The 19,575-nt window shown below is 53.9% G+C and carries 20 protein-coding genes; 11 read left to right on the forward strand and 9 right to left on the reverse strand.

Annotated elements, in window-relative coordinates; translation table 11 throughout:
* Positions 1-100: 100 nt before the first annotated feature.
* Together ACFPOF_RS11410 and ACFPOF_RS11415 are read left to right on the forward strand one after the other, a co-directional pair.
* Entirely contained in the window at positions 101-952 is an 852-nt protein-coding gene (locus ACFPOF_RS11410; RefSeq protein ID WP_378132594.1) for a sugar phosphate isomerase/epimerase family protein, read from the forward strand.
* Positions 953-1,003: 51 nt separating this feature from the next.
* Positions 1,004-2,266: a hypothetical protein gene (locus ACFPOF_RS11415; protein ID WP_378132596.1), complete on the forward strand. Its 1,263-nt coding sequence runs from the start codon at positions 1,004-1,006 to the stop codon at positions 2,264-2,266.
* 5 nt (positions 2,267-2,271) lie between these two features.
* On the opposite strand, the gene ACFPOF_RS11420 is transcribed toward ACFPOF_RS11415, so the two are convergent.
* From ACFPOF_RS11420 to ACFPOF_RS11430, 3 genes are all read right to left on the reverse strand, one after another.
* Positions 2,272-3,204, reverse strand: coding sequence for an aldo/keto reductase (locus tag ACFPOF_RS11420; RefSeq protein ID WP_378132598.1), 933 nt, complete (start codon positions 3,202-3,204; stop codon positions 2,272-2,274).
* 137 nt (positions 3,205-3,341) lie between these two features.
* A complete protein-coding gene (locus tag ACFPOF_RS11425; RefSeq protein WP_378132600.1) occupies positions 3,342-3,605 on the reverse strand; it encodes an MFS transporter in 264 nt (87 codons plus the stop codon).
* Complete coding sequence (locus tag ACFPOF_RS11430; RefSeq protein ID WP_378132602.1) at positions 3,562-4,203, reverse strand: MFS transporter; 642 nt, start codon at positions 4,201-4,203, stop codon at positions 3,562-3,564. Before ACFPOF_RS11430 ends, ACFPOF_RS11425 begins: the two co-directional genes overlap by 44 nt.
* Before the next feature lie 133 nt (positions 4,204-4,336).
* Here ACFPOF_RS11430 and ACFPOF_RS11435 point away from each other — a divergent pair, with 133 nt between their 5' ends.
* Entirely contained in the window at positions 4,337-5,005 is a 669-nt protein-coding gene (locus ACFPOF_RS11435) for an HD domain-containing protein (RefSeq protein WP_378132604.1), read from the forward strand.
* A gap of 196 nt (positions 5,006-5,201) precedes the next feature.
* Here ACFPOF_RS11435 and ACFPOF_RS11440 read toward each other — a convergent pair whose 3' ends face one another.
* Positions 5,202-5,927: an SDR family oxidoreductase gene (locus ACFPOF_RS11440; RefSeq protein ID WP_378132606.1), complete on the reverse strand. Its 726-nt coding sequence runs from the start codon at positions 5,925-5,927 to the stop codon at positions 5,202-5,204.
* Between the two features lie 108 nt (positions 5,928-6,035).
* Between ACFPOF_RS11440 and ACFPOF_RS11445 the strand changes: the two genes are divergently transcribed.
* Entirely contained in the window at positions 6,036-6,617 is a 582-nt protein-coding gene (locus ACFPOF_RS11445) for a TetR/AcrR family transcriptional regulator (protein WP_378132608.1), read from the forward strand.
* A gap of 455 nt (positions 6,618-7,072) precedes the next feature.
* Here ACFPOF_RS11445 and ACFPOF_RS11450 read toward each other — a convergent pair whose 3' ends face one another.
* Both ACFPOF_RS11450 and ACFPOF_RS11455 read right to left on the reverse strand, forming a co-directional pair.
* Positions 7,073-8,158, reverse strand: a complete 1,086-nt coding sequence (locus ACFPOF_RS11450) for an LLM class flavin-dependent oxidoreductase (RefSeq protein ID WP_378132610.1) — start codon at positions 8,156-8,158, stop codon at positions 7,073-7,075.
* A 24-nt stretch (positions 8,159-8,182) separates the two neighbouring features.
* Positions 8,183-8,641, reverse strand: coding sequence for a hypothetical protein (locus ACFPOF_RS11455; RefSeq protein ID WP_378132612.1), 459 nt, complete (start codon positions 8,639-8,641; stop codon positions 8,183-8,185).
* On the opposite strand from ACFPOF_RS11455, the gene ACFPOF_RS11460 reads away from it, so the two are divergent.
* Entirely contained in the window at positions 8,634-9,563 is a 930-nt protein-coding gene (locus ACFPOF_RS11460) for a sigma-70 family RNA polymerase sigma factor (RefSeq protein ID WP_378132614.1), read from the forward strand. The two genes, ACFPOF_RS11455 and ACFPOF_RS11460, sit on opposite strands and share 8 nt — an antisense overlap.
* Before the next feature lie 8 nt (positions 9,564-9,571).
* Here ACFPOF_RS11460 and ACFPOF_RS11465 read toward each other — a convergent pair whose 3' ends face one another.
* A complete protein-coding gene (locus tag ACFPOF_RS11465; RefSeq protein WP_378132616.1) occupies positions 9,572-10,015 on the reverse strand; it encodes a carboxymuconolactone decarboxylase family protein in 444 nt (147 codons plus the stop codon).
* 99 nt (positions 10,016-10,114) lie between these two features.
* Here ACFPOF_RS11465 and ade point away from each other — a divergent pair, with 99 nt between their 5' ends.
* Together ade and ACFPOF_RS11475 are read left to right on the forward strand one after the other, a co-directional pair.
* Positions 10,115-11,908: an adenine deaminase gene (ade, locus tag ACFPOF_RS11470; RefSeq protein WP_378133131.1), complete on the forward strand. Its 1,794-nt coding sequence runs from the start codon at positions 10,115-10,117 to the stop codon at positions 11,906-11,908.
* Between the two features lie 74 nt (positions 11,909-11,982).
* Complete coding sequence (locus ACFPOF_RS11475; protein ID WP_378132618.1) at positions 11,983-12,708, forward strand: ankyrin repeat domain-containing protein; 726 nt, start codon at positions 11,983-11,985, stop codon at positions 12,706-12,708.
* Between the two features lie 353 nt (positions 12,709-13,061).
* On the opposite strand, the gene ACFPOF_RS11480 is transcribed toward ACFPOF_RS11475, so the two are convergent.
* Positions 13,062-13,688 carry an FMN-dependent NADH-azoreductase gene (locus ACFPOF_RS11480; RefSeq protein WP_378132620.1) on the reverse strand — a complete coding sequence of 209 codons (627 nt, stop codon included), beginning with the start codon at positions 13,686-13,688 and terminating at the stop codon, positions 13,062-13,064.
* Between the two features lie 538 nt (positions 13,689-14,226).
* Here ACFPOF_RS11480 and ACFPOF_RS11485 point away from each other — a divergent pair.
* Complete coding sequence (locus ACFPOF_RS11485; protein ID WP_378132622.1) at positions 14,227-14,886, forward strand: HNH endonuclease; 660 nt, start codon at positions 14,227-14,229, stop codon at positions 14,884-14,886.
* A gap of 128 nt (positions 14,887-15,014) precedes the next feature.
* Positions 15,015-15,677, forward strand: a complete 663-nt coding sequence (locus ACFPOF_RS11490; RefSeq protein WP_378132624.1) for a glycosyltransferase — start codon at positions 15,015-15,017, stop codon at positions 15,675-15,677.
* Positions 15,678-16,027: 350 nt separating this feature from the next.
* Here the strand turns inward: ACFPOF_RS11490 and ACFPOF_RS11495 are convergent, their stop codons facing one another.
* Positions 16,028-16,789: an MBL fold metallo-hydrolase gene (locus ACFPOF_RS11495; protein ID WP_378132626.1), complete on the reverse strand. Its 762-nt coding sequence runs from the start codon at positions 16,787-16,789 to the stop codon at positions 16,028-16,030.
* Positions 16,790-17,073: 284 nt separating this feature from the next.
* On the opposite strand from ACFPOF_RS11495, the gene ACFPOF_RS11500 reads away from it, so the two are divergent.
* Together ACFPOF_RS11500 and ACFPOF_RS11505 are read left to right on the forward strand one after the other, a co-directional pair.
* On the forward strand, positions 17,074-19,197 hold the full coding sequence (locus tag ACFPOF_RS11500) for an MHYT domain-containing protein (RefSeq protein WP_378132628.1): 2,124 nt from the start codon (positions 17,074-17,076) through the stop codon (positions 19,195-19,197).
* Positions 19,194-19,562, forward strand: a complete 369-nt coding sequence (locus ACFPOF_RS11505) for a response regulator (protein WP_378132630.1) — start codon at positions 19,194-19,196, stop codon at positions 19,560-19,562. The genes ACFPOF_RS11500 and ACFPOF_RS11505 overlap by 4 nt, the downstream gene beginning before the upstream one ends.
* Positions 19,563-19,575 lie beyond the last annotated feature (13 nt).

Here is a 19,575-nt window from a genome sequence, read left to right on the forward strand (position 1 = left end):
CTTGAAGGCGAAGCCCGATGGGTATTCCCCTTCTTGTTCAAGAAAAAGGGAGCGCAGAACGGATTCGATCAGATGATTTGCCTCGGAGGAACCGGATAAGATGAAACTCGGTGTAAGTACGTATAGCTTGTGGAAAGCAATCCGCAGAGGCGAGATGGATGTGCTCGAAGCCATCGACTGGATCGCGGAGCAAGGCGGGGTACATGTCGAAATCGTACCGCCAGTCCATTTGGGGGAGAAGCCGGAATTGGTCCGGCAAATCGTCGAGCGGGCCGCCCGCGCGGGGATCGAGATTTCCAATTACGCGATAGGCGGCAACCTAGTCACCGACGACGACGCCGAGTTCGAGGCCGAAATCGAACGGCTTAAAGGGGAAGTTGATATCGCCCGCGCCCTCGGCGTCAAACTAATGCGTCACGACGCGGCAAGCCATTCCGACACGTCGATGAGCCATTTCATGCGCCGCTTGCCGAAGCTGGCCGAAGGTTGCCGTCGCGTCGCAGATTATGCGGCTTCGTTCGGCATTACGACCAGCGTGGAAAACCACGGCTTCTTCTTGCAGGCGAGCGACCGCGTGCTGGCCCTTGTCGATGCCGTCGGCCGTCCGAATTTCAAGACGACGATCGACATCGGCAATTTCATGTGCGCCGACGAAAACTCGGTCGCTGCCGTCAAGAAAAATATCGGCTTCGCATCGATGATTCATATGAAAGACTTTTATTTGCGCCCGGCTTCTCTCAATCTCGGCGAAGGCTGGTACAAGACGATGGCGGGTAATTATGTGCGCGGCGCGATCGTCGGACACGGGGATATCGACATTCCGGAAGTGCTGCGCATCGTTCGGAATTCCGGTTACGACGGCTATATTTCCCTCGAGTTCGAAGGAATGGAAGATTGCCGCGAAGGGACGCGCATCGGCCTCGACAACATGAGAAGATGGCTCGCGGATTGACTTCAAGCGGATTCGTCGTAATACGATTTTAGACAAAGGGTGAACGAAAAAATGTCAAACACGAGCGGTTATGCGATCACATTCTGGGGGGCTCCGCCCGTCGGCCACACGAACGAACAACGGTATAAGGAAATTGCCGAAGCCGGCTTTACGCTTGTTACTCCGCCTCTTCGGGGACCGGAACAGAACTTGAAGCATGGGTCTTACGAGGAGAACAGCCGGATCTTGGAGCTGTGTGCCCGATTCGGTATGAAGGCCATCATCGAAGACAGCCGGATGAGCTTAGCATTGGAGGATAAAGAGAACTGGAAATCGCATCTGGACAACATCGTGAACGATTATCGGTCCCACCCGGCTCTCGAAGGCTATTATATTTTCGACGAGCCCAACGCAACAATGTTTGCCCGCTTAGGAGCGATTACCGCTTATTTGAGAGAGATCGACCCATACCATCCCGGTTACATCAATTTGTTCCCCAACTACGCAACGCCTGAACAACTGGGAACGCAGACCTACCGCGAGTATGTTGAGCGCTATGTCGATGAAGTACGACCGGAGATGGTCAGCTACGATCACTATGCGATGTTCGGGCAGGGACGTAGCGTGGACAAAATTGAAATTTCCGACAATCGGGAACGACTCATTTTCGAATCGAATACGAGGGAAGAGCGACCAAGCTTCTTCGAAAACATTGAAATTGTAAGAGAAATATCTTTCCACCATCAGTTACCATTCAAGGCGATCCTTTTGCTCGTCGCTCACGGCGCATATCCGAGTCCGTCGGAAGCACAGCTGCGCTGGCAGACGTTTATCAGCTTGGCGTACGGCGCTTCAACGATTTCATACTTCACATACTGGACGCCATCTGACGAACCGATTTGGCATTATCGCAACGCCATGTTCACATGGGATGGCAAGAAAACCGATAAGTACGACATCGTTCTTGCGTTAAACCGTGAATTATCGCGATTAGGGGGATTTCTCTATAACCGTAAGTCGCTGGGTATTTATCATGTAGGGGAGGAACGGGAGCAAGTCACCTATTTTCACGACACGGGATCGATTCGAGAGATTGCCGGGGGCAGGGCGGTAGCCGGGTATTTCGAAGGGGCTTATTGGCTGATCGTGAACAAGGATTATGAGCGGTCAACCGAGCTCACGGTAACCTTAGAGGATGGCATTACTGCAATTCTGGTCGACAAGATTACCGGTGAAGAGCGCTTGCTCGCCCTTCACGGGAATCGGTGTACGCTGACGTTTCAGCCCGGCGATGCGGAATTGCTAAGGCTGGAAGATAGCCGCGTGAAACGATAATCGCTCTATTTGAAAATACGATCAATTTCGTTGATTTCTTCTTCTGTCAGGCGGACGTCTAATGTTTTTAAATTATCCATCAATTGCTCTGCGCTTTTTGCTCCGGGTATGACAGCATCGATTAAATCATGCGTTAAATACCAAGCAAGGACTACATGAGCAACTTCGGCCTTTTTTTCATTAGCCATTTGGCGGAGTTGCTCCACCTTTTCAAGATTTTTTATATAATTATCGCCTTGGAAGTGGGGCATATCTTTGCGTAGATCATTGAAAGTCGTATCCTTATTGTATTTACCGGCCAGCAAGCCTGATGCTAGAGGAAAGTATGGAATAAACGAGATATTATTCTCCGCCGCATATGGAAACAATTCTTGTTCGGCTTCACGCTGCAGCAAACTGTAGTTTCCCTGTATGACATCGACATAGCCATCTTTATTTGCTTCTTTCAATTGTGAAAGCGAGAAGTTAGAAACGCCGATTGCTCTAATTTTACCTTCGTCCTTCAGTTGCTTTAAGACGCCAACCGCTTCATCTTTGGGCGTATTCTGATCTGGAACATGAATATAAAATAAATCTATGTAATCTGTTTGCAGCCTTTTCAAACTATCTTCAACGGATTGTTTCAAGTAAGCAGGCGAATTATCCATGGCAATATCATTGCCGGCAAGCGTAAGGCCGCCTTTTGTTGCCAGAATGAGATTTTGACGCTTTCCTGCTTCTTTTATCACTTCACCTATTAATTCCTCTGAACGTCCTAATCCATAAAAATACGCCGTATCAAAAAAATTCGCTCCATGGCTGATCGCTGCCCGCACCAAATCTTTTCCTTCTTCTTCATTTACATGAGGAAAAATATTGTGGCCGCCTACAGTGCTTGCTCCAAGTCCGATTGGGTTAACAACTAAATCTGTTTTACCGATTCGCGTTTGTCTCGTCATTCTCGTCAACTTCCTCTCATTTATAAGCTTTGACAGGTGCAACTTCTAAAGTCAATATGGGCGAGGTTTTTACCGGTATCCAAAGTGTAAATCATTACGTAACGTTAGCTTCAAGTGGAAAATGGAATATTCAATACCTATTTACGCCGCCCTACCGCGAACAACAGGACGATGGCGATGCCGGCGAATAACGAGCAGACAAGGTAGACGTCGCGATAACCGAACCATTCCGAAGCGAAACCGAAAATAAGGAATGCGAGCGTCTGACCGATTTTCGACGTGTTCATGTAAAGCGTCGTCGCAGTACCGGGCATGTTCGGAACGAAGTTCTGGAAGTAGGTGATGGCGATGCCGTTCTTAATCGAGATGGCTGCTGCGCTGAAAATCTGAATTGCATACACTTGCCAAGTCGCGGTTGTGAAGAACAGCAGCGTGAAATAGATGAAGGCGAACGCCACGCCAAGTCGTATGAGCAGTCGATTGTCCGCCTTCGAGGGCCGGGCCGACCGTCCACGAGAGCGCGAAGAACTTGCGGAACACGTTCATATAGAAAGGTGCATCTTTGGGCGGCAATTCCGACTTCGACAACGTTTCTCTGGCGTATGCGAAAATTTGAGATGAAGAAGACGAGGCTACGCCGAGTACAATAGATGATAAAATAAGCAGAACATAATAGTTTCTGGCGTATGCGAACAACGTGTAGCCGACGACGGCCGCGACGGCTGCGATGAGAATCACTGTGCGCCGTTCCATTTTCCCGTCGGAGATTTTGCCCATATACGTAGAGATCACGATGTTCGCGATCGCCGATACGGTCATAAATATACCGAAAGCGGCATTGCTCATCCCGACTTCGTCGATGCCGAACAAGGAGTTGAACGGAACGACAAATGAAAGCGAGATGCCGACCATGAGGTTAATCACGATTAGCGGCGGGAATCCTTGCACTTGGAACATGCGCAATGCTTGGGATTTCAAACCGGAGAATGGATGTGACACTTGTTGTCAGCCCCTTGCTGCGAGTCTGGTTGAAGAGTAATCGGAGAAGACGTTTTGACTTGACGATGAATAACATGGAAGAACTTATTATAGAAGATAACGTAAGGGTTGTCACCGAAAGGAGATTGGAAGGATGCATGACGTATTGTGGACGGAGCAGCAGAGAAGGATCGCCGGGGAGGCGGTCGAATGGGCAAGAGCTAAGTTGCATAAAGATAGCAGCGGCCACGACTGGTGGCATATCGACCGTGTCGTCAGGACGGCGCGAACGATCGCCCGGGAAGAAGGAGCGGATTCGTTCGTCTGTGAGCTGGCTGCGCTGCTTCACGATATGGCGGACGAGAAACTGAATGATGACCCTCGCGCGGCGGAGCAGGAACTGGAACGCTGGCTTGCGAACAGCGGAGCGGACGATGAGGTCGTCTCTCATGTGCTGGAGATCATTCGCACCATGTCGTTCAAGGGCGGCGCGCGGGCTCCGATGAAGACAAAGGAAGGTAAAGTCGTACAAGACGCCGATCGTCTGGATGCGATCGGAGCGGTTGGCATCTCCCGCGTGTTTGCGTACTCGGGGGCCAAGTCGCGTCCGATCCACGATCCCGAATTGAAGCCAAGAGAGCGCATGACGGAAGAAGAGTACCGCAACGGCAAAGATACGGCGATTAACCACTTTTACGAGAAGCTGTTGAAGCTGAAGGGGCTTATGAACACAGTCGCCGGCAAGCGACTCGCGGAAGAGCGCCACGCATTTATGGAGACGTATTTGGAGCGTTTCTACGCCGAGTGGGATGGCGTAAAGTGAAATCGAGAAGGCCCTCACATGAGGTGCAACGCGTGATGGCTGTCAATTTGTTTATAAACGTGAGAAAAGGCAGCCCGCGGGGATAAGGCGTGGGCCAAAAATCAAGAACGAGAGCAGGTTATCACGTAAAGATAGCCCGCTCTTTTTTATATATAAGGTAATGATAAAGGCAGGTGCTGCTTGTCTTGCAGGATGCTTAACTAAGTCGCATGCCGCCGTCCACTTCGAGTACCGTTCCTGTCACGAAGGTATTGTCGACTAGATAAACGATGGCCTTGGCGATATCATCGGGTACGCCTACCCGACCGACTGGCGTATTTTCGGCATAAGTGCTGAATACAGCCGCGCGCTGCTCAGCCGGCAGCCAATTCCACCAGGCCGTGTTGACTACGCCTGGCGAAACTGCATTAACGCGCAGCGGCGCAAGCTCGAGTGCAAGATTAGGCACCATCGCCTCAAGCGCTGCGTTGATGGCGGCCAGGCCGGAAATGCCCGGCGAGACGTTACGGGCGGAGATGGCCGTAATGAACGTGATGGAGCCGTTCGCGCTGATCGTGTTCAAGCTCAGTTGGGCCGCCGTTAGCTGCGGCCAGAATTTGGCCTCGAAACCGCCGCGCAGATCATCTAGTGCGAGCTCGCGGAAATTCCCCGCTCCCTTGGCGCCGGACACTGATATAATGAGATGGTCGAACGCGCCTTGGCGCTTGTAGAATGCTTTGACCGCTTCCGGGGAGCTCGCATCGAGACATTCGCCTGAAGAGTTGCCGCCGAGTTGCCGAAGCGCTTCTTCAAGCTTAGCGCCGTCCCGCCCCGTAATGACGACTTTGGCTCCTCCTGCTGCAAGCATCTGTGCCGATGCGAATCCCATGCCGGATGTGCCACCCATAATAATGACGCGTTGCCCTTGAATTCCGTTTCCCATGTTCATTGCCTCCCGTACTGATTGATTTGTTTGCCTGCTTGCATTATAATACGTTACGTAACGTAAAGTAAATAGATATTAGAAATAATTTTCCTGGAGGGTTTATTTATGGATAGACATCAAGCTAAGCCGGCGCCCGGCCGCCCCAGAAGCCAGCAAGCGATGGAGGCGGTGTTGACGGCAGTGCGCCAGCTGCTGGAGACGTCGGCCTACAAGCAGATCACAATGGAGGGAATCGCCAAGGCGGCGGGCGTAGGCAAGCCCACGCTGTACCGATGGTGGCCGAATGTGGCCTCCATCGTCATGGATGCGATGACGAAGCAAGCCCGTCAGGACATCGGGGTTCCGGATACAGGCTCGCTCGAATCGGACTTGCATCTCTACATCGGCGATACATGCCGCTCGCTGACACAGGGCGCCGGGAGCATCATGCGTAGCTTGATGGCGGAAGCCCAGTTCGACGACGGCTTCGCGCAGATATTCCGCGAGTCGTTCATCTGCTCTCGCAGGGAAACACTTATTGCTCTGCTGAAGCGAAGCGCCGCAAGAGGCGAGCTGCCGAAGGACGCCGATCTGGAGCTCCTCACCGACCTCTGTTATGGACCGATCTGGTACCGTCTGTTGAACGGCCACGCTCCGCTCGATGAGCCTTTCGTGCAGGCTATTACGGCTCATATTATGAGAGGATGACGATAAGTGACAACCAGCTCCCGCTCCGCACGCATCCAGGAGAAATGTCCCCTGAGAGGTAAGGGCTCTGGCCGATCTGGTTGACCGTTCCCCCATCTAAGACAAAACCATTGTGACGGCTGAAAGACAGTTCCTGCGCTCAAGGGATGATGACCCCCCCCCCGCCCGATATGGAAGCGCTGATTCGTATAAACATTTTGCCGATTCGACCATTCGCCCAGGGCAGGAGAATACGCGCAAAGTCCGCTATAAATCAGCTGTTAGCTTCGTCTACCGAGTAGCATAAAGCGGATCTTCCATCCGCTTCGTTTGCTATACCCTTTTTCCTTGCTTGCACCATAAAACAAACGGCACGGGTTGATTTCCCATGCCGTTGCAAATTCCATTTTTATTCCCGGTTAGTCTTTGAGCTTATCTTAATGACATTGATCGCGGGCCTTTCATATGACGTTTGTTTATTCGGCCGAGCCTTCGATCCGCGCAAGCTCCTGGCGCACGAGAGGAGCGACTCGCGTGCCGAGCAGCTCGATTGCGCGCAACGTATCCTTGTGCGGAATGGAGCTGGCATCCATGTGCAAGAAGAAGCGGTTTATACCGAGATTCCGGCGCAGCAGGACAATTTTCTCGGCGACGTATTCGGGCTCCCCTGCATAAATTGCACCGCGTAGGCTGTTGGAGGCATCGAACATGTCTCGGTCGAAACTGCCGCTCCACCCGCGCTCCTTCCCGATGACCGTCGATTGGTGGCGCCAGTGCGGGAATAGCAGATCTTCCGCTTTGCCCGGCGTATCGGAGACGAAGCCGTGCGAATGTGTTGCGATCTGCAGCTTGGACACATCGTGCCCGGCTTTCGCCGCAGCCTTCTTGTAAAGCTCAACAAGCGGCGCGAATCGCTCCGGCATGCCGCCGATGATGGCGAAGACGACCGGTAACCCGAGCATTCCGGCGCGGACAGCAGATTCAGGGCTGCCGCCAGTCGCGATCCAGACGGGCAGCGGTTCTTGCACGGACCGCGGATAGACGCCCTGATTGTTGATGGCTGGGCGCAGTCCGCCTTTCCAGGTCACTTTCTCCGATTCGCGGATTTTGAGCAGCAGCTCAAGCTTCTCGTCGAACAACTCATTGTAATCGTCCAGGTTGTAGCCGAACAGCGGGAACGACTCGATGAACGAGCCCCTGCCCGCCATAATCTCCGCTCGGCCGTTGGAGAGGCCGTCCAGCGTGGAGAACGACTGGTACACACGAACCGGATCGTCCGAGGACAGCACCGTTACGGCGCTGGATAACCGGATGTGTTTCGTCTGAGTGGCTGCGGCCGCAAGCACGATAGCTGGAGCGGAGCCTGCGAAGTCCGGGCGGTGATGCTCGCCGATGCCATATACGTCTAGTCCAGCCTGGTCGGCTGTGACGATTTCCTCAACTGCGTTGCGCAACCGCTCGGCGTGACTGATCACTTTCCCTGCCGCGGGGTTAGGCGACGCTTCCAGAAAAGTGCTGATGCCGATTTCTATAGATGGGGTTACGTTCGTTGTCTCTGTCATCACGATTCGCCTCCTGTTTTGAGTTTATTTTACTATACTTTTTATAGTTTCTGCAACTGAGTAAGTTGATATTGAATTGGAAAGCGCTGCAGGCGCAGAATAGCCGGATTTCATCGGGCTATAGTCCGCGAAATCGGCGGCAAGCGCAGAATAGCCGGGTTTCATCGGGCTACAGCCCGCGAGATCGATCGCAAGCGCAGAATAGCCGGATTTCATCGGGCTATAGTCCGCGAAATCGGCCGCAGGCGCAGAATAGCCGGATTTCATCGGGCTATAGTCCGCGAAATCGGCGGCAAGCGCAGAATAGCCGGGTTTCATCGGGCTATAGTCCGCGAAATCGGCGGCAAGCGCAGAATAGCCGGGTTTCATCGGGCTATTGTCCGTGAAATCGACTACGAACGCTTTTGCGTTTTCTCCTGAACAATCGGGAATAAGCATCGGCGTGTTATAATATGGGCAAAGGAGTGCGGTGCGATTGGTCATACAGGAGTCGACTTACACAGCATACCGGCCGATGTTGTTCGGACTGGCGTACCGTATGCTAGGCAGCGCGTCCGATGCGGAGGATATCGTGCAGGACGTGTTCGCCCGTTACATGCAGTTGGATGCGACCGACATCGGGAACGAGAAGGCGTATTTGGCGAAAATGACGACGAATCGCTGCCTCAACTTGCTTCAATCGTCGAAGCGAAGGCGTGAAACATACGTGGGGCCATGGCTGCCGGAACCATTGCCTGACGAAGCCGGAGACGGCAGTCGGAGCGGGGGCGGGAGCTATTGGAGCGATCCCGCGGAGCGCCGGGAGAACATCGGTTACGCCTATCTCGTTCTACTGCAGAAGCTGTCGCCGCTTGAACGCGCGATCTACGTGCTGAAGGCGACGCTTGGCTTCGAATACGCGGATTTGGCGGACATGCTGGGTAAGACGGAAGCGAGCTGCCGGAAGACGTTTAGTCGGGCTCAGGCGAAGATCGGCTCGGAGACAGGTCCGGCGTCGGCGCCCCTTCCGGCCGTCGTGCTGGACGGGGAGAGGGAGGCGGCATGCGAGCGGTTCGTTGACGCGTTTCTAAGTGCTGCGGATACCGGCAACTTCAAGCCGCTGCTTTCGTTGTTGCTGGACGAAGTCACGCTCGTGTCGGACGGAGGCGGCAAAGCCCGCGCTGCGCTTAACTCGATTGTCGGCATTGAGCGCGTGATGGCCTTTATCGAAGGAATAGCAGCCAAAGGGGTGTTCGAAAGAGGTTTGCGTCGCGTTCTGGTGAATGGGGCGCCGGCGCTGGCGCAATATCAGGATGGACGTATCACAAAAATGATATGCGTCGAAATAACAAAGGAGCCCGAAGGCTCCCGTATCAACAATATTTACATGGTGATGAACCCTGACAAGCTGACGCGTTTCGAGTAAGGCGGTGGTCAGATGCAGCCCGGGAACATGCCCGTGCCGACGCCGATTCTGTTCCAGGCGTTGATCATGTTGATTGCCATCAGCAGGTCGACGTATTGCTTCTCATTGAAGTGGACGCGGACGCGGGCGTACACCTCGTCAGGAATGCCGGCCGCGGACAGCTTTGTGGCATACTCGGTCAGCTCGAGAACAGCGCGTTCTTCTTCCGAATAGAGCGGTGTTTCGCGCCAAGCGGACAGAAGCAGCAATCGGTCGACGCTCTCGCCCATAGCCAGCAATTCTTTCGAGTGCGTGCTGATGCAGTATGAACAGCCATTAATCTGCGATGCGCGCAGCTTGATGAAATTGTACATTTTTTTCTCCAACCCCGTGCTCGCAATAAATTGCTCCATTCCTATCATGGCTTTGTAAGCTTCGGGATTGGCTTGCCTACCGTTCAATCTTACTTCCATTGAGAATCGCTCCTTTTAATTTGCTTGATTTACACTCTTTAGACAACTAGAGAAATCGTTTTGTGACATCATCTGAAGGGGTCGAATAAAAAAATGCCGATGAAACCAAGAAATCAACAATATGAAGTGAGTAAGACGCTCGCCCGAGTCGCAACGGGACAGGCTTTCGCGGAAGTTGTCGTCCGGGGAGGCAAGCTCGTCAACGTATTTTCCGGGGAAATACTGGACAATATCGATGTCGCAATCGCGGCAGGCAGAGTCGCTTATGTCGGCAATGCGGAGCGCGCGATCGGACCGGACACGCAAGTCGTCGACGCCCGGGGGCGCTACATGGCGCCGGGGCTGCTGGATGGCCACATGCACGTCGAAAGCACGATGCTTTCCGTGACGGAATTTGCGCGGGCGGCATTGCGGACAGGAACGACCGGCATTTTCATGGACCCGCACGAAATCGCCAACGTTTTCGGTTCGGAAGGCGTTCGTCTGATGCATGAGGAAGGCCAGCAATTGCCGCTGAAGGTATTTACGACGTTCCCATCCTGCGTGCCGGCGACGGACGACTTGGAGGACGCAGGCGCAAGGCTGGAAGTGGAGCATATCTCGGAAGGACTGCAGTGGGATAACGTGGTCGGCCTCGGCGAAGTGATGAACTTCCCGGGCGTCGTATTCGGCGATCCGAAAATGCTCGGGGAAATCGAGGCGACGATGCGAAGCGGCGGGACGGTAACGGGACATTTTCCAAGCGATGATGATCCGATGCTGCAGGCGTATATCGCCTCCGGTGTCACTTCCGACCACGAGACGGTTACGCGAGAGCAGGGGCTGCGCAAAGTCCGCCTTGGCATGCACCTCATGATTCGCGAAGGCTCCGCGTGGCACGATGTGAAAGAAGTCATCAAAATCGTCACCGAGGATAAAGTGAATTCGGACAACATCTCCCTCGTCACCGACGATGTGATGCCGCAGACGCTCGTCGAGAAAGGGCATATCAACCACGTCGTTCGTCGCGCAATCGAAGAAGGTGTCGATCCCGTAACGGCGATCCGCATGGCGACGATTAACGTAGCGCGTTACTACAAGCTGGATCAGCATCTCGGCGGTATCGCTCCAGGCAAATGCGCGGACATGCTGCTCATCGACGACTTGAGCGACATGACGCCTTCGACAGTCATTGTGGATGGGCATGTCGTGTATGACAACGGCGACTACGTTGTTGAGCTTCCGAAATTCGTCTATCCTGACCATATTCGTAGTTCGATGAACGTGAAGCGGTCGCTAACGCCGGACGATTTCAAGCTGGCCAGCCGTTATGACGGGCGGGATCGGACGACCGTCAACGTCGTCGGCGCGATCGAGAACAGTGCCAGAACGGAGAAGCGGACGGCGACATTGCGTGTCGAGAACGGCGTTGTCCAGCCGGATCTTGAGCAAGACGTAGTCAGGCTCGCCTGCATTGAGCGTCATCATGGTACGGGCGAGATTTCTCTGGCTTTCGCGCAAGGATTTCAATTGAAGTCGGGAGCGGTCGCTTCGACGGTTGCGCATGATAGCCACAACTTGATCGTCATGGGGACGAACGACGAGGATATGGCTTTTGCGGCAAACGAACTCGTTCGTATCGGGGGCGGGATGATCGTTGTCGAGGACGGCCGGGTGCTGGCGGAAGTGCCGATGGCGATTGCGGGCCTCATGTCCGAGAAATCTCTGGCCGAAGTCGTTGGCGAAGTTGCCCGGATGGAAGAGGCGTGGAAGCAGATTGGCTGCCCGCTGAATGCGCCGTTTATGACGTTTTCTCTCCTCGCGTTGCCGGTCATTCCGGAAATCCGCATCACGAATCGCGGCCTCGCCGACGTGACGCAATTTAAACTGATTAACGTGGAGATTGCGGAATGATCGTTGACGAACGCATAAGAAACATTTAAGGTCTAGGCTCTTTGGAATTAAGAACTCTCTGTTAGGATGAAGTCGTGACCATAACGGCCGAGCCGGCGAAGGAGGGGATTCCGCTGAAGAAGCTGATCGTGCTGTTAACGACGGTACTGATGCTGGCGGGGTGTTCGATGTCTTCGGGCGGCGGCGTCAATGAGGAGGCGGGGAAAATGAATCTAGCTCTGCACAGCGCCGCAGAACGCGGGGATGCCGCAGAATTGAAGAAGTTGATCGACGGAGGCGCGTTGCTGGATAGTCAGGACGGGCGAGGAAGAACGGCGATGATGGTAGCGACCTACGCGAACCGCCCGGAAGCCGTCCGGTTGCTGATTGAAGCGGGTGCCGATATTAACTTACAGGATGACATGCTGAACAATCCGTTCCTTTACGCGGGGGCGGAGGGGCTAGAGGACATCCTTGACCTGCTGATCAAAGCGAAGGCGGATACGAAAATCCGCAATCGATACGGAGGCGTCGCGATTATTCCCGCCTCGGAGAAAGGGCACGTGAACAACGTAAGGACGCTGCTGGAGAAAACGGACATCAACGTGAATCACGTCAACGATCTCGGTTGGACAGCGCTGCTTGAAGCGATCATTCTAAGCGACGGAGGCGAGAGGCATCAGCAGATCGTAAGGCTGCTTCTCGACCACGGGGCCGACGCCAATATCGCCGACGGAGAAGGCGTGACGCCGCTGCAACACGCGAAGAGACGCGGGTACGCGGAAATCGCGAAGATGGTCGCGGATGCAGGCGGGCGTTAGCATACGAAGAAAAGTGACGTCCGGGGCCGGACGTCACTTGTTTGTCGAGAAAGCACCGGTAGTCTGACACGCCAACGTTGGCGTGTTTTTTTATTTGGTGGACCGCTGACCGCTTCGCTGGCGGCGAAGCGCCCGCCAACCGTTGGGTAACGGTTGCCACAGCCGTTAATCAATCAAAACCGGTGCCATTGGATTGCTAATGGTTGTGAGCAACGTTATTTGGTGCGGATTTCCCCGAATCGCGTCAAAACATTGGAATAGCGGCAAGTACAACCGTTAGAATCACGAAGGGCCTAAAATCGGCGATTTAACGGCGAGGGCAACCGTTAGAATTCGTGGAACACCCTATGAGTTTAGAAGCCTGCAGCTACTTTAGCCGCTTGCGCCAATCCGGCCTCGATGATTTCTTGCGAACGGTCCGGAAATTGGTTGTGGCCTTCGACGACGACCGTCTCCACGTTTGTTACGCCCCAGAAGGACAGTTGGCCTTTTACGTAGTTTAGAGACATTTCCAGTTGCGCCATCGGACCTTCCGAATACACGCCGCCGCGAGCGTTCAGCAATACGACCTTTTTGTCGCCGAACAAGCCGACTGGACCTTCCGGCGTATATTTGAACGCTTTGCCGGCTTGACCGAGGTAGAACAAGTACGTCAGCAATTGAGCCGGGATCGTGAAGTTCCACAGCGGGAATGCGAGTACGACTTTATCCGCAGCAACGAATTGCTCGAGGTAGCCGTTAGCGATTGCCGCCGCTTGCTTCTCCTCTTCGGTTTGGTCGAAGCCGCGAGCTTCTTTGAACAGGCCGGCCATCATGTCGTTATCGTAGTACGGCAAGTTCTCTTCGAAAAGATTCAACTCGGTAATCTGGTCGTTCGGGTGACTTGCGCGGTATGCTTCAACGAATGTATGGTACAGCTTTACGCTGACTGATTGATCCGATGGACGATTGTTTGCTTTGATGAACAGTACGTTTGCCATGTTGTTATTGACCTCCTGAGTATGTGGTGCATGAATGGTTTGGTTTACTGTGTAACAACTGAGCACAGTATACACCCGGATAAATTGCTAAGTCAATATCAGTTACTTACTTTTTTATTGTTAAAATTTTGCGGACGCATGGCATTCATTTATGCCTGCTGACTCCGTAAAGCGCAACGAGCGCATTTCAATCCCGTCCTCTGCTCCTTAACGAAGGGTATGATATACTCGGAATATGACAACCGATATTGATGTACACGATACAGATAAAGCAACGAAAATATGCAAAGTTTGCTCCGAACGCAAGCCGCTTTCCGACTTTCTGAGAAGAAGCGGAACCTTGAACGGGATTGCAAGACGCAGGGGTACTTGTCGTTCTTGCAGGAGACAGAAGAGCGAGGGTCCGGACGGACGGCTTGTTACGGACAATAATATTGGAGACGCGGTGGCCCATGCACCGGGGCAGGTCGAGTCGTCGGATGAGTCGCCGAAACGCAAGCGCAGAAGAAGGAAGCGTCGTAGAAGCGGAGGAGCTCCGGTGGAGCTGGCAGATCTGCTCGTAGGAACGGACGCATCCGCGGAGTCGAAGGAAGTTAAGGCGGCGCCGAGCGCAGCCGAGGTGGCTGGGGATGAACCGCCGAAGCGCAAACGCAAGCGTAGAAGAAGGAAGCGCCGTAACAGCGGCATTGCTTCGCAAGTTACTTCATCCAGCGCTTCACAGACTTCGTCGGCGGACACTTCGCCGAAGCCTGTCGCGCCGGCGAATCCGATACCGCTTTCGGCTCGGCCGCTTGCCCCTCCGCTTCTCTCCGCGCGAGAGTCATCCGACGCGACGAGCTTACGGCCGACGCGGCTCGGTTTCATCCGCATGCGTGGAAAGACCGACAACGGCCGACGCTGGTACCAAGAGGTCGAACCGGAGCTTGCGATAACGCTGGTGAAAGAACGCGCCGCCGTTGTCGTCAATCGGCATACGATCCGGCGTATTTACAGCAACAAGGAGTTCCGCCGATTAATTCTGGAGCGCGACGGCTATGTATGTTACTTCTGCGGCCAATACGGCGATACGATCGATCACCTGCTTCCGCGTGCCAAGGGTGGCCATACGACGCCGGACAATTGCGTCTGTGCGTGCAATGAGTGCAATCAGTCGAAAGCCGATCGCGATCTCGAAGAATTCATCGGCGCGCGCGAGTGAGCGCGATCGCCTGAAGGGGCTGAACGTCAGCCCACCAACTCCATGAATGAATTCCGCCATAATGCCCACAATAACCCGGTAACGACGCTCGCTATGAAAAGCATAGTGGTCCGGAAGGGGATTCGTTCATGAGACAACGTTTGTTAGCGGCAGCTTGCTTATCCGCCGCGCTGCTGCTAAATTCGTCGACGGCTGCTGCGCAAAGTGCGTCGCCGGGCAGCGGGCAGGCGATGAAACAAAAGTCATGCATCTCGCCGGCGAAAATCCAATTGCAGAACGACTTGCGGAAGTTATGGATCGACCATGTTGTCTGGACGCGCAATTACATTGTCAGCGCGGTGGCCGGAGCGGACGATCAGGCGAAAGTGCTCGCGAGACTGTTGCAGAACCAACAGGATCTCGGCAATGCAATCAAACCGTTCTACGGCGATGCTACAGGCAATAAGTTTACGGATCTACTGACGCAGCATATATTGCTCGCTGGGAAAGTTGTCGACGCAGCGATTAAGGGCAATCAAGCAGATGTCGCCGCGAACAACAAGCTCTGGTACCAGAATGCGGATGAAGTCGCCAAGTTTCTGGGCGGTATCAATCCGAACTGGAAGGAGCAAGAACTGAAGGACATCTGGCATAAGCATCTGCAATTGATTACAACCGCAATGACGACAAGGCTCGCGAAAGATTGGACCGGGGACATCGCAGCCTTCGACGAAGGCGAGCAGCATATGATTCATTTTGCAGATGTAATGGCGGATGGAATCGCGAAGCAGTTCCCGGACAAGTTCAAATAAACAAACATGCGAAGGACTTCAATCTCCACTGGAAAGTGGCGGTCGAAGTCCTTTTGCTTGCAGATGTGCCATGATCTTCGTTAGCGAAGGCGAGAGCGGATCCATATGCCAACGTCGCCATTTTGAAGAATGACCGCCAGCCGATATTCGACCTTGGATTCGAAGGGTATCCGGAGGCCGAATTGGCCAAAACTGACGGAAACGATCGGCTCGTCGCTCGCGGCCGACCGTTACGATCACGGCAGCAACCACCCGCAGTGTTTCTCGCTGTATTTGGAAAATTACCAAATATGGCAACAACGAACAAAAAGAACCCGATCCCGGACAGCCGGAGATCGGGCTCTCTGCGTTTATTCGCTTCGCGCTGCCGAAGCGATCAATTCGGTCAGCCCCGTCCGAATGTCCCCTTCGACGACGCCTCCATGATAACAGATAACGCGCTCGATATCGAAACCGAGTAGATTGGACAGAGAGTCGACTGCGGTTGCCATGTCGAGTGTGGAATGAGGATCAGGTCCGCGCAACACACCGTTGTCAGCTGTCAGCGCGTCTCCGGCAATCAGTGTTCGGGATGGTTGGTGGTAATAGCTAACATGTCCGGGTGTATGTCCAGGCGTGTCGATAACAACGATTCCTCCGCACAAGGACAGTCGTTCGCCCCCTTCGACGGTGCGCTGAACGTTGGCTTTAGGCGGATTCAACATGAGCCGCTTCAGTCCTTGCTTAAAAGCTTCGGGAACACTGTCGGGCATCCGGTCGACACTGGCGATTGCTTCGTCGGTAAAACGGAGAATTCGACGCTCGCCTTCGATGTAAGGCTTTTCCTCGAAATGGGCGTATACGTTTATCGGTGCCGGCGCGTTATCGACGAGTGTTTGCAGGTTGCCGATATGATCAATATCTTGGTGAGTCATGAGAATATGGTTCAAGCGGCCCGGGTCGACGTCATAGCTTCGTATGCCGTCAAGAAGTTGCTCAAGCTGGCCGGGAAACCCGGTGTCGACGAGTGCGACATCGCGTTCGTCATAGAGCAGCGTCAGATGGACGATATCCGTTCTCCCCATTACGGGGGCGGATATAGGCAATACGGCGATAGAGGGATTCGTTGGCAAAGCGTTCACGCTCCTTCGTCATTGTAGAGGACCGGCCGGGTTCTACGAAAATGATTATAGAGAAGGTGGATTAGAAAGTAAACACTAAAATATTTTATTATACCACAAAAATATTTATTTGTCAATATACAAAATCACAAATATTGTCGTGGCGCGTCATGCCTCGCAAATGTCGAATTCTGTTGCCGCCGCATGCAGATTATGGTTCAATCAGGGTAAATCCGAATGCGAGTCCGAGAGTGTTTTCGGAGCAGGAACGTCAGAGGCAGAGGAGTGCGTGCAACTTGAGTTTACAGGGATCTTACGACATGATGCTTGTCGTGTTTTCTTACATTGTCGCGGTCGCGGCGTCGTACGCGGTGCTCGACATGGCGGGGATGGTCAGTTCTTCAATCGGCCGCAATCGTTGGATATGGCTGCTGTTTGGCGGCGTATCGATGGGGATGGGCATTTGGTCGATGCATTTCGTCGGCATGCTGGCGTTCAGCTTGCCGGTGAAGATCGCCTATGATCTTGTCTACGTGTTGCTGTCCGTATTGGCAGCGATCTTAGCGTCGTTTATCGCGCTGATTGTGGTGAGCCGGAAAACGTTGACGATAGGCAGGCTGCTGCGGGGCGCAGTTCTCTTCGCAGCAGGCATAGTGACGATGCACTACACGGGCATGTATGCGATGCAGATCGACATTACATATGACCCTTTTCTATTCACGATGTCCATTGTCATTGCGCTTGTGGCGTCGGTCGCTGCGCTTTGGCTTTCTTTCTACTTCCGCAAAGGGAGCAAAGGTATCGGCTGGAAGAAGTTCGGGAGCGGCTTGATCATGGGCGCGGCGATTGCCGGGATGCATTATACGGGGATGATGGCGACTCACTTCCACCACGGGGGCAAAGGAATGATGCCCTCCGGCATCGTGTTGGATCAGAAGTGGCTGGCCTACTTCATCGCTGGCGGCACGTTGTTCACGCTGGGCCTTTCCGTGCTCGGGGCTTTCATTTCCAAGAGATTTTCTTTTAAAGACTTAGAGCTGCAGCGACAACAGGATGAGATCTTCGTCATGAACAAGGAGCTTCTTCAATTAAATGAAAATTTGGAGCGGCTAGTGGAGGAACGGACAGCGGAGCTCGCCAAGGCGCACGACGAAGCGATTCAAGCAAATATGATCAAAAGCCAGTTTCTTGCCAACATGAGCCACGAGCTGAGAACGCCGTTGAACGCGATTATCGGTTATAGCGAGATGTTGATTGAGGACGCGGAAGACATGGATGAGCCGACTTTTGTGACCGACCTCGGCAAGATCGCCAGTTCCGGACAAAACTTGCTTGCGATCATTAACGACATACTTGATATTTCCAAGATCGAAGCGGGCAAGATGGACGTCTATTTGGAGCCGTGCAGAGTCAACGACGTCGTACAGGACGTGCTCACGATGGTCAAGCCGCTTGTCACCAACAACAATAACACGCTCGATACGCGCCTGACGGACGGCGAGATCAAGACGGACGTCACTAAGCTGCGGCAAATTTTGCTGAATCTGCTGAGCAATGCGAACAAGTTCTCCCAGCAAGGTACGATTGTATTCGAGGCGCATCCGGAAACGCGGGAGGGCAAGGCGGGTTTCGTCTTTGTCGTGCAAGACACCGGAATCGGCATGACGGAGGAACAAGTCGGGCGGCTGTTTCAACCGTTCACGCAAGCGGATTCGTCGACGACGCGTAAATACGGCGGCACGGGACTCGGACTTGCCATCAGCCAGCGCTTCTGCAAGTTACTCGGAGGCGATATTCGCGTAGAGAGCGTTCTTGGCAAGGGCAGCACGTTCAATTGTTGGCTCCCTGCCGAACCACAGGAGCAGTCCGCGGCACCGGAACAGTTGCCTGCAAGCCGGCCATCCGAAGAGGAGAGCCATGTAGGTGTTCTTCTCATAGACGACGAGCCGGTCAATCATCAGATTTTGAGTCGTTTTCTCGCCAAAGAAGGGTGGACGGTGGCTTTCGCCGAGAGCGGAATGGACGGGCTGCGGATGGCTCGGGAGCTTCGTCCCCAAGTGATCTGTCTGGACATCCTTATGCCGAGCATGGATGGCTGGAACGTCTTGTCTACGCTTAAGAGCGATCCTCAGCTTGCGGATATTCCGGTCATTATTTTGTCGATGACAAGCGACAAGCAGCTCGGACTCTCTCTTGGGGCTTCAGACTTCCTGATGAAGCCCGTTCGGCAAGACAAGCTGCTCAGCGCGCTCGCCAAATTCGTCGACCGGCAAGAAGCCCGAACACAATCGGTGCTGCTGATCGAAGAAGCGCAAGCCGAAGACGAGGCGGCTAGCGCCAGCGAGGGCAGCACAGCCGACGACAAGCCGGATGATGAGACAAGGCAAACGCCTGAGGACAAACGGGGGCAGACGACATGACGACCATATTGCTGGTGGAAGATAACGAATTGAATCGAGACATGCTAGTGCGCAGGCTGACGAGAAAAGGTTATACGATGATTATCGCTGAAGATGGCTTGCGAGGCGTTCAACTGGCTGGAGCCGAGCTGCCCGACGTCATTCTGATGGATCTAAGCTTGCCGGTTATGGACGGGTGGGAAGCGACGAAGGCGATCAAAAGCAGCGACGCAACGCGGGGTATTCCGGTTATTGCGTTGACGGCGCATGCGATGGCCGGAGATCGGGAGAAGGCGATGGGGGCGGGGTGCGACGATTTCGACACGAAGCCGATCGACCTGGAGCGGCTCATCGGCAAGATCGAAGCTGCGCTCATAACGCGATAAAGAGAGGGAGCGG

Origin of the sequence: Cohnella soli, assembly GCF_042655525.1 — a bacterium.
GTDB lineage: Bacteria > Bacillota > Bacilli > Paenibacillales > Paenibacillaceae > Cohnella > Cohnella soli.

Coding starts and splice junctions, on each gene's coding strand:
- ACFPOF_RS11415 (WP_378132596.1), top strand. CDS start 1,004: ATGTCAAACACGAGCGGTTATGCGATCACATTCTGGGGGGCTCCGCCC.
- ACFPOF_RS11455 (WP_378132612.1), bottom strand. CDS start 8,641: ATGACCAATCGCACCGCACTCCTTTGCCCATATTATAACACGCCGATG.
- ACFPOF_RS11420 (WP_378132598.1), bottom strand. CDS start 3,204: ATGACGAGACAAACGCGAATCGGTAAAACAGATTTAGTTGTTAACCCA.
- ACFPOF_RS11480 (WP_378132620.1), bottom strand. CDS start 13,688: ATGGCAAACGTACTGTTCATCAAAGCAAACAATCGTCCATCGGATCAA.
- ACFPOF_RS11440 (WP_378132606.1), bottom strand. CDS start 5,927: ATGGGAAACGGAATTCAAGGGCAACGCGTCATTATTATGGGTGGCACA.
- ACFPOF_RS11450 (WP_378132610.1), bottom strand. CDS start 8,158: ATGACAGAGACAACGAACGTAACCCCATCTATAGAAATCGGCATCAGC.
- ACFPOF_RS11435 (WP_378132604.1), top strand. CDS start 4,337: ATGCATGACGTATTGTGGACGGAGCAGCAGAGAAGGATCGCCGGGGAG.
- ACFPOF_RS11445 (WP_378132608.1), top strand. CDS start 6,036: ATGGATAGACATCAAGCTAAGCCGGCGCCCGGCCGCCCCAGAAGCCAG.
- ACFPOF_RS11490 (WP_378132624.1), top strand. CDS start 15,015: ATGAGACAACGTTTGTTAGCGGCAGCTTGCTTATCCGCCGCGCTGCTG.
- ACFPOF_RS11410 (WP_378132594.1), top strand. CDS start 101: ATGAAACTCGGTGTAAGTACGTATAGCTTGTGGAAAGCAATCCGCAGA.
- ACFPOF_RS11505 (WP_378132630.1), top strand. CDS start 19,194: ATGACGACCATATTGCTGGTGGAAGATAACGAATTGAATCGAGACATG.
- ade (WP_378133131.1), top strand. CDS start 10,115: ATGAAACCAAGAAATCAACAATATGAAGTGAGTAAGACGCTCGCCCGA.
- ACFPOF_RS11465 (WP_378132616.1), bottom strand. CDS start 10,015: ATGGAAGTAAGATTGAACGGTAGGCAAGCCAATCCCGAAGCTTACAAA.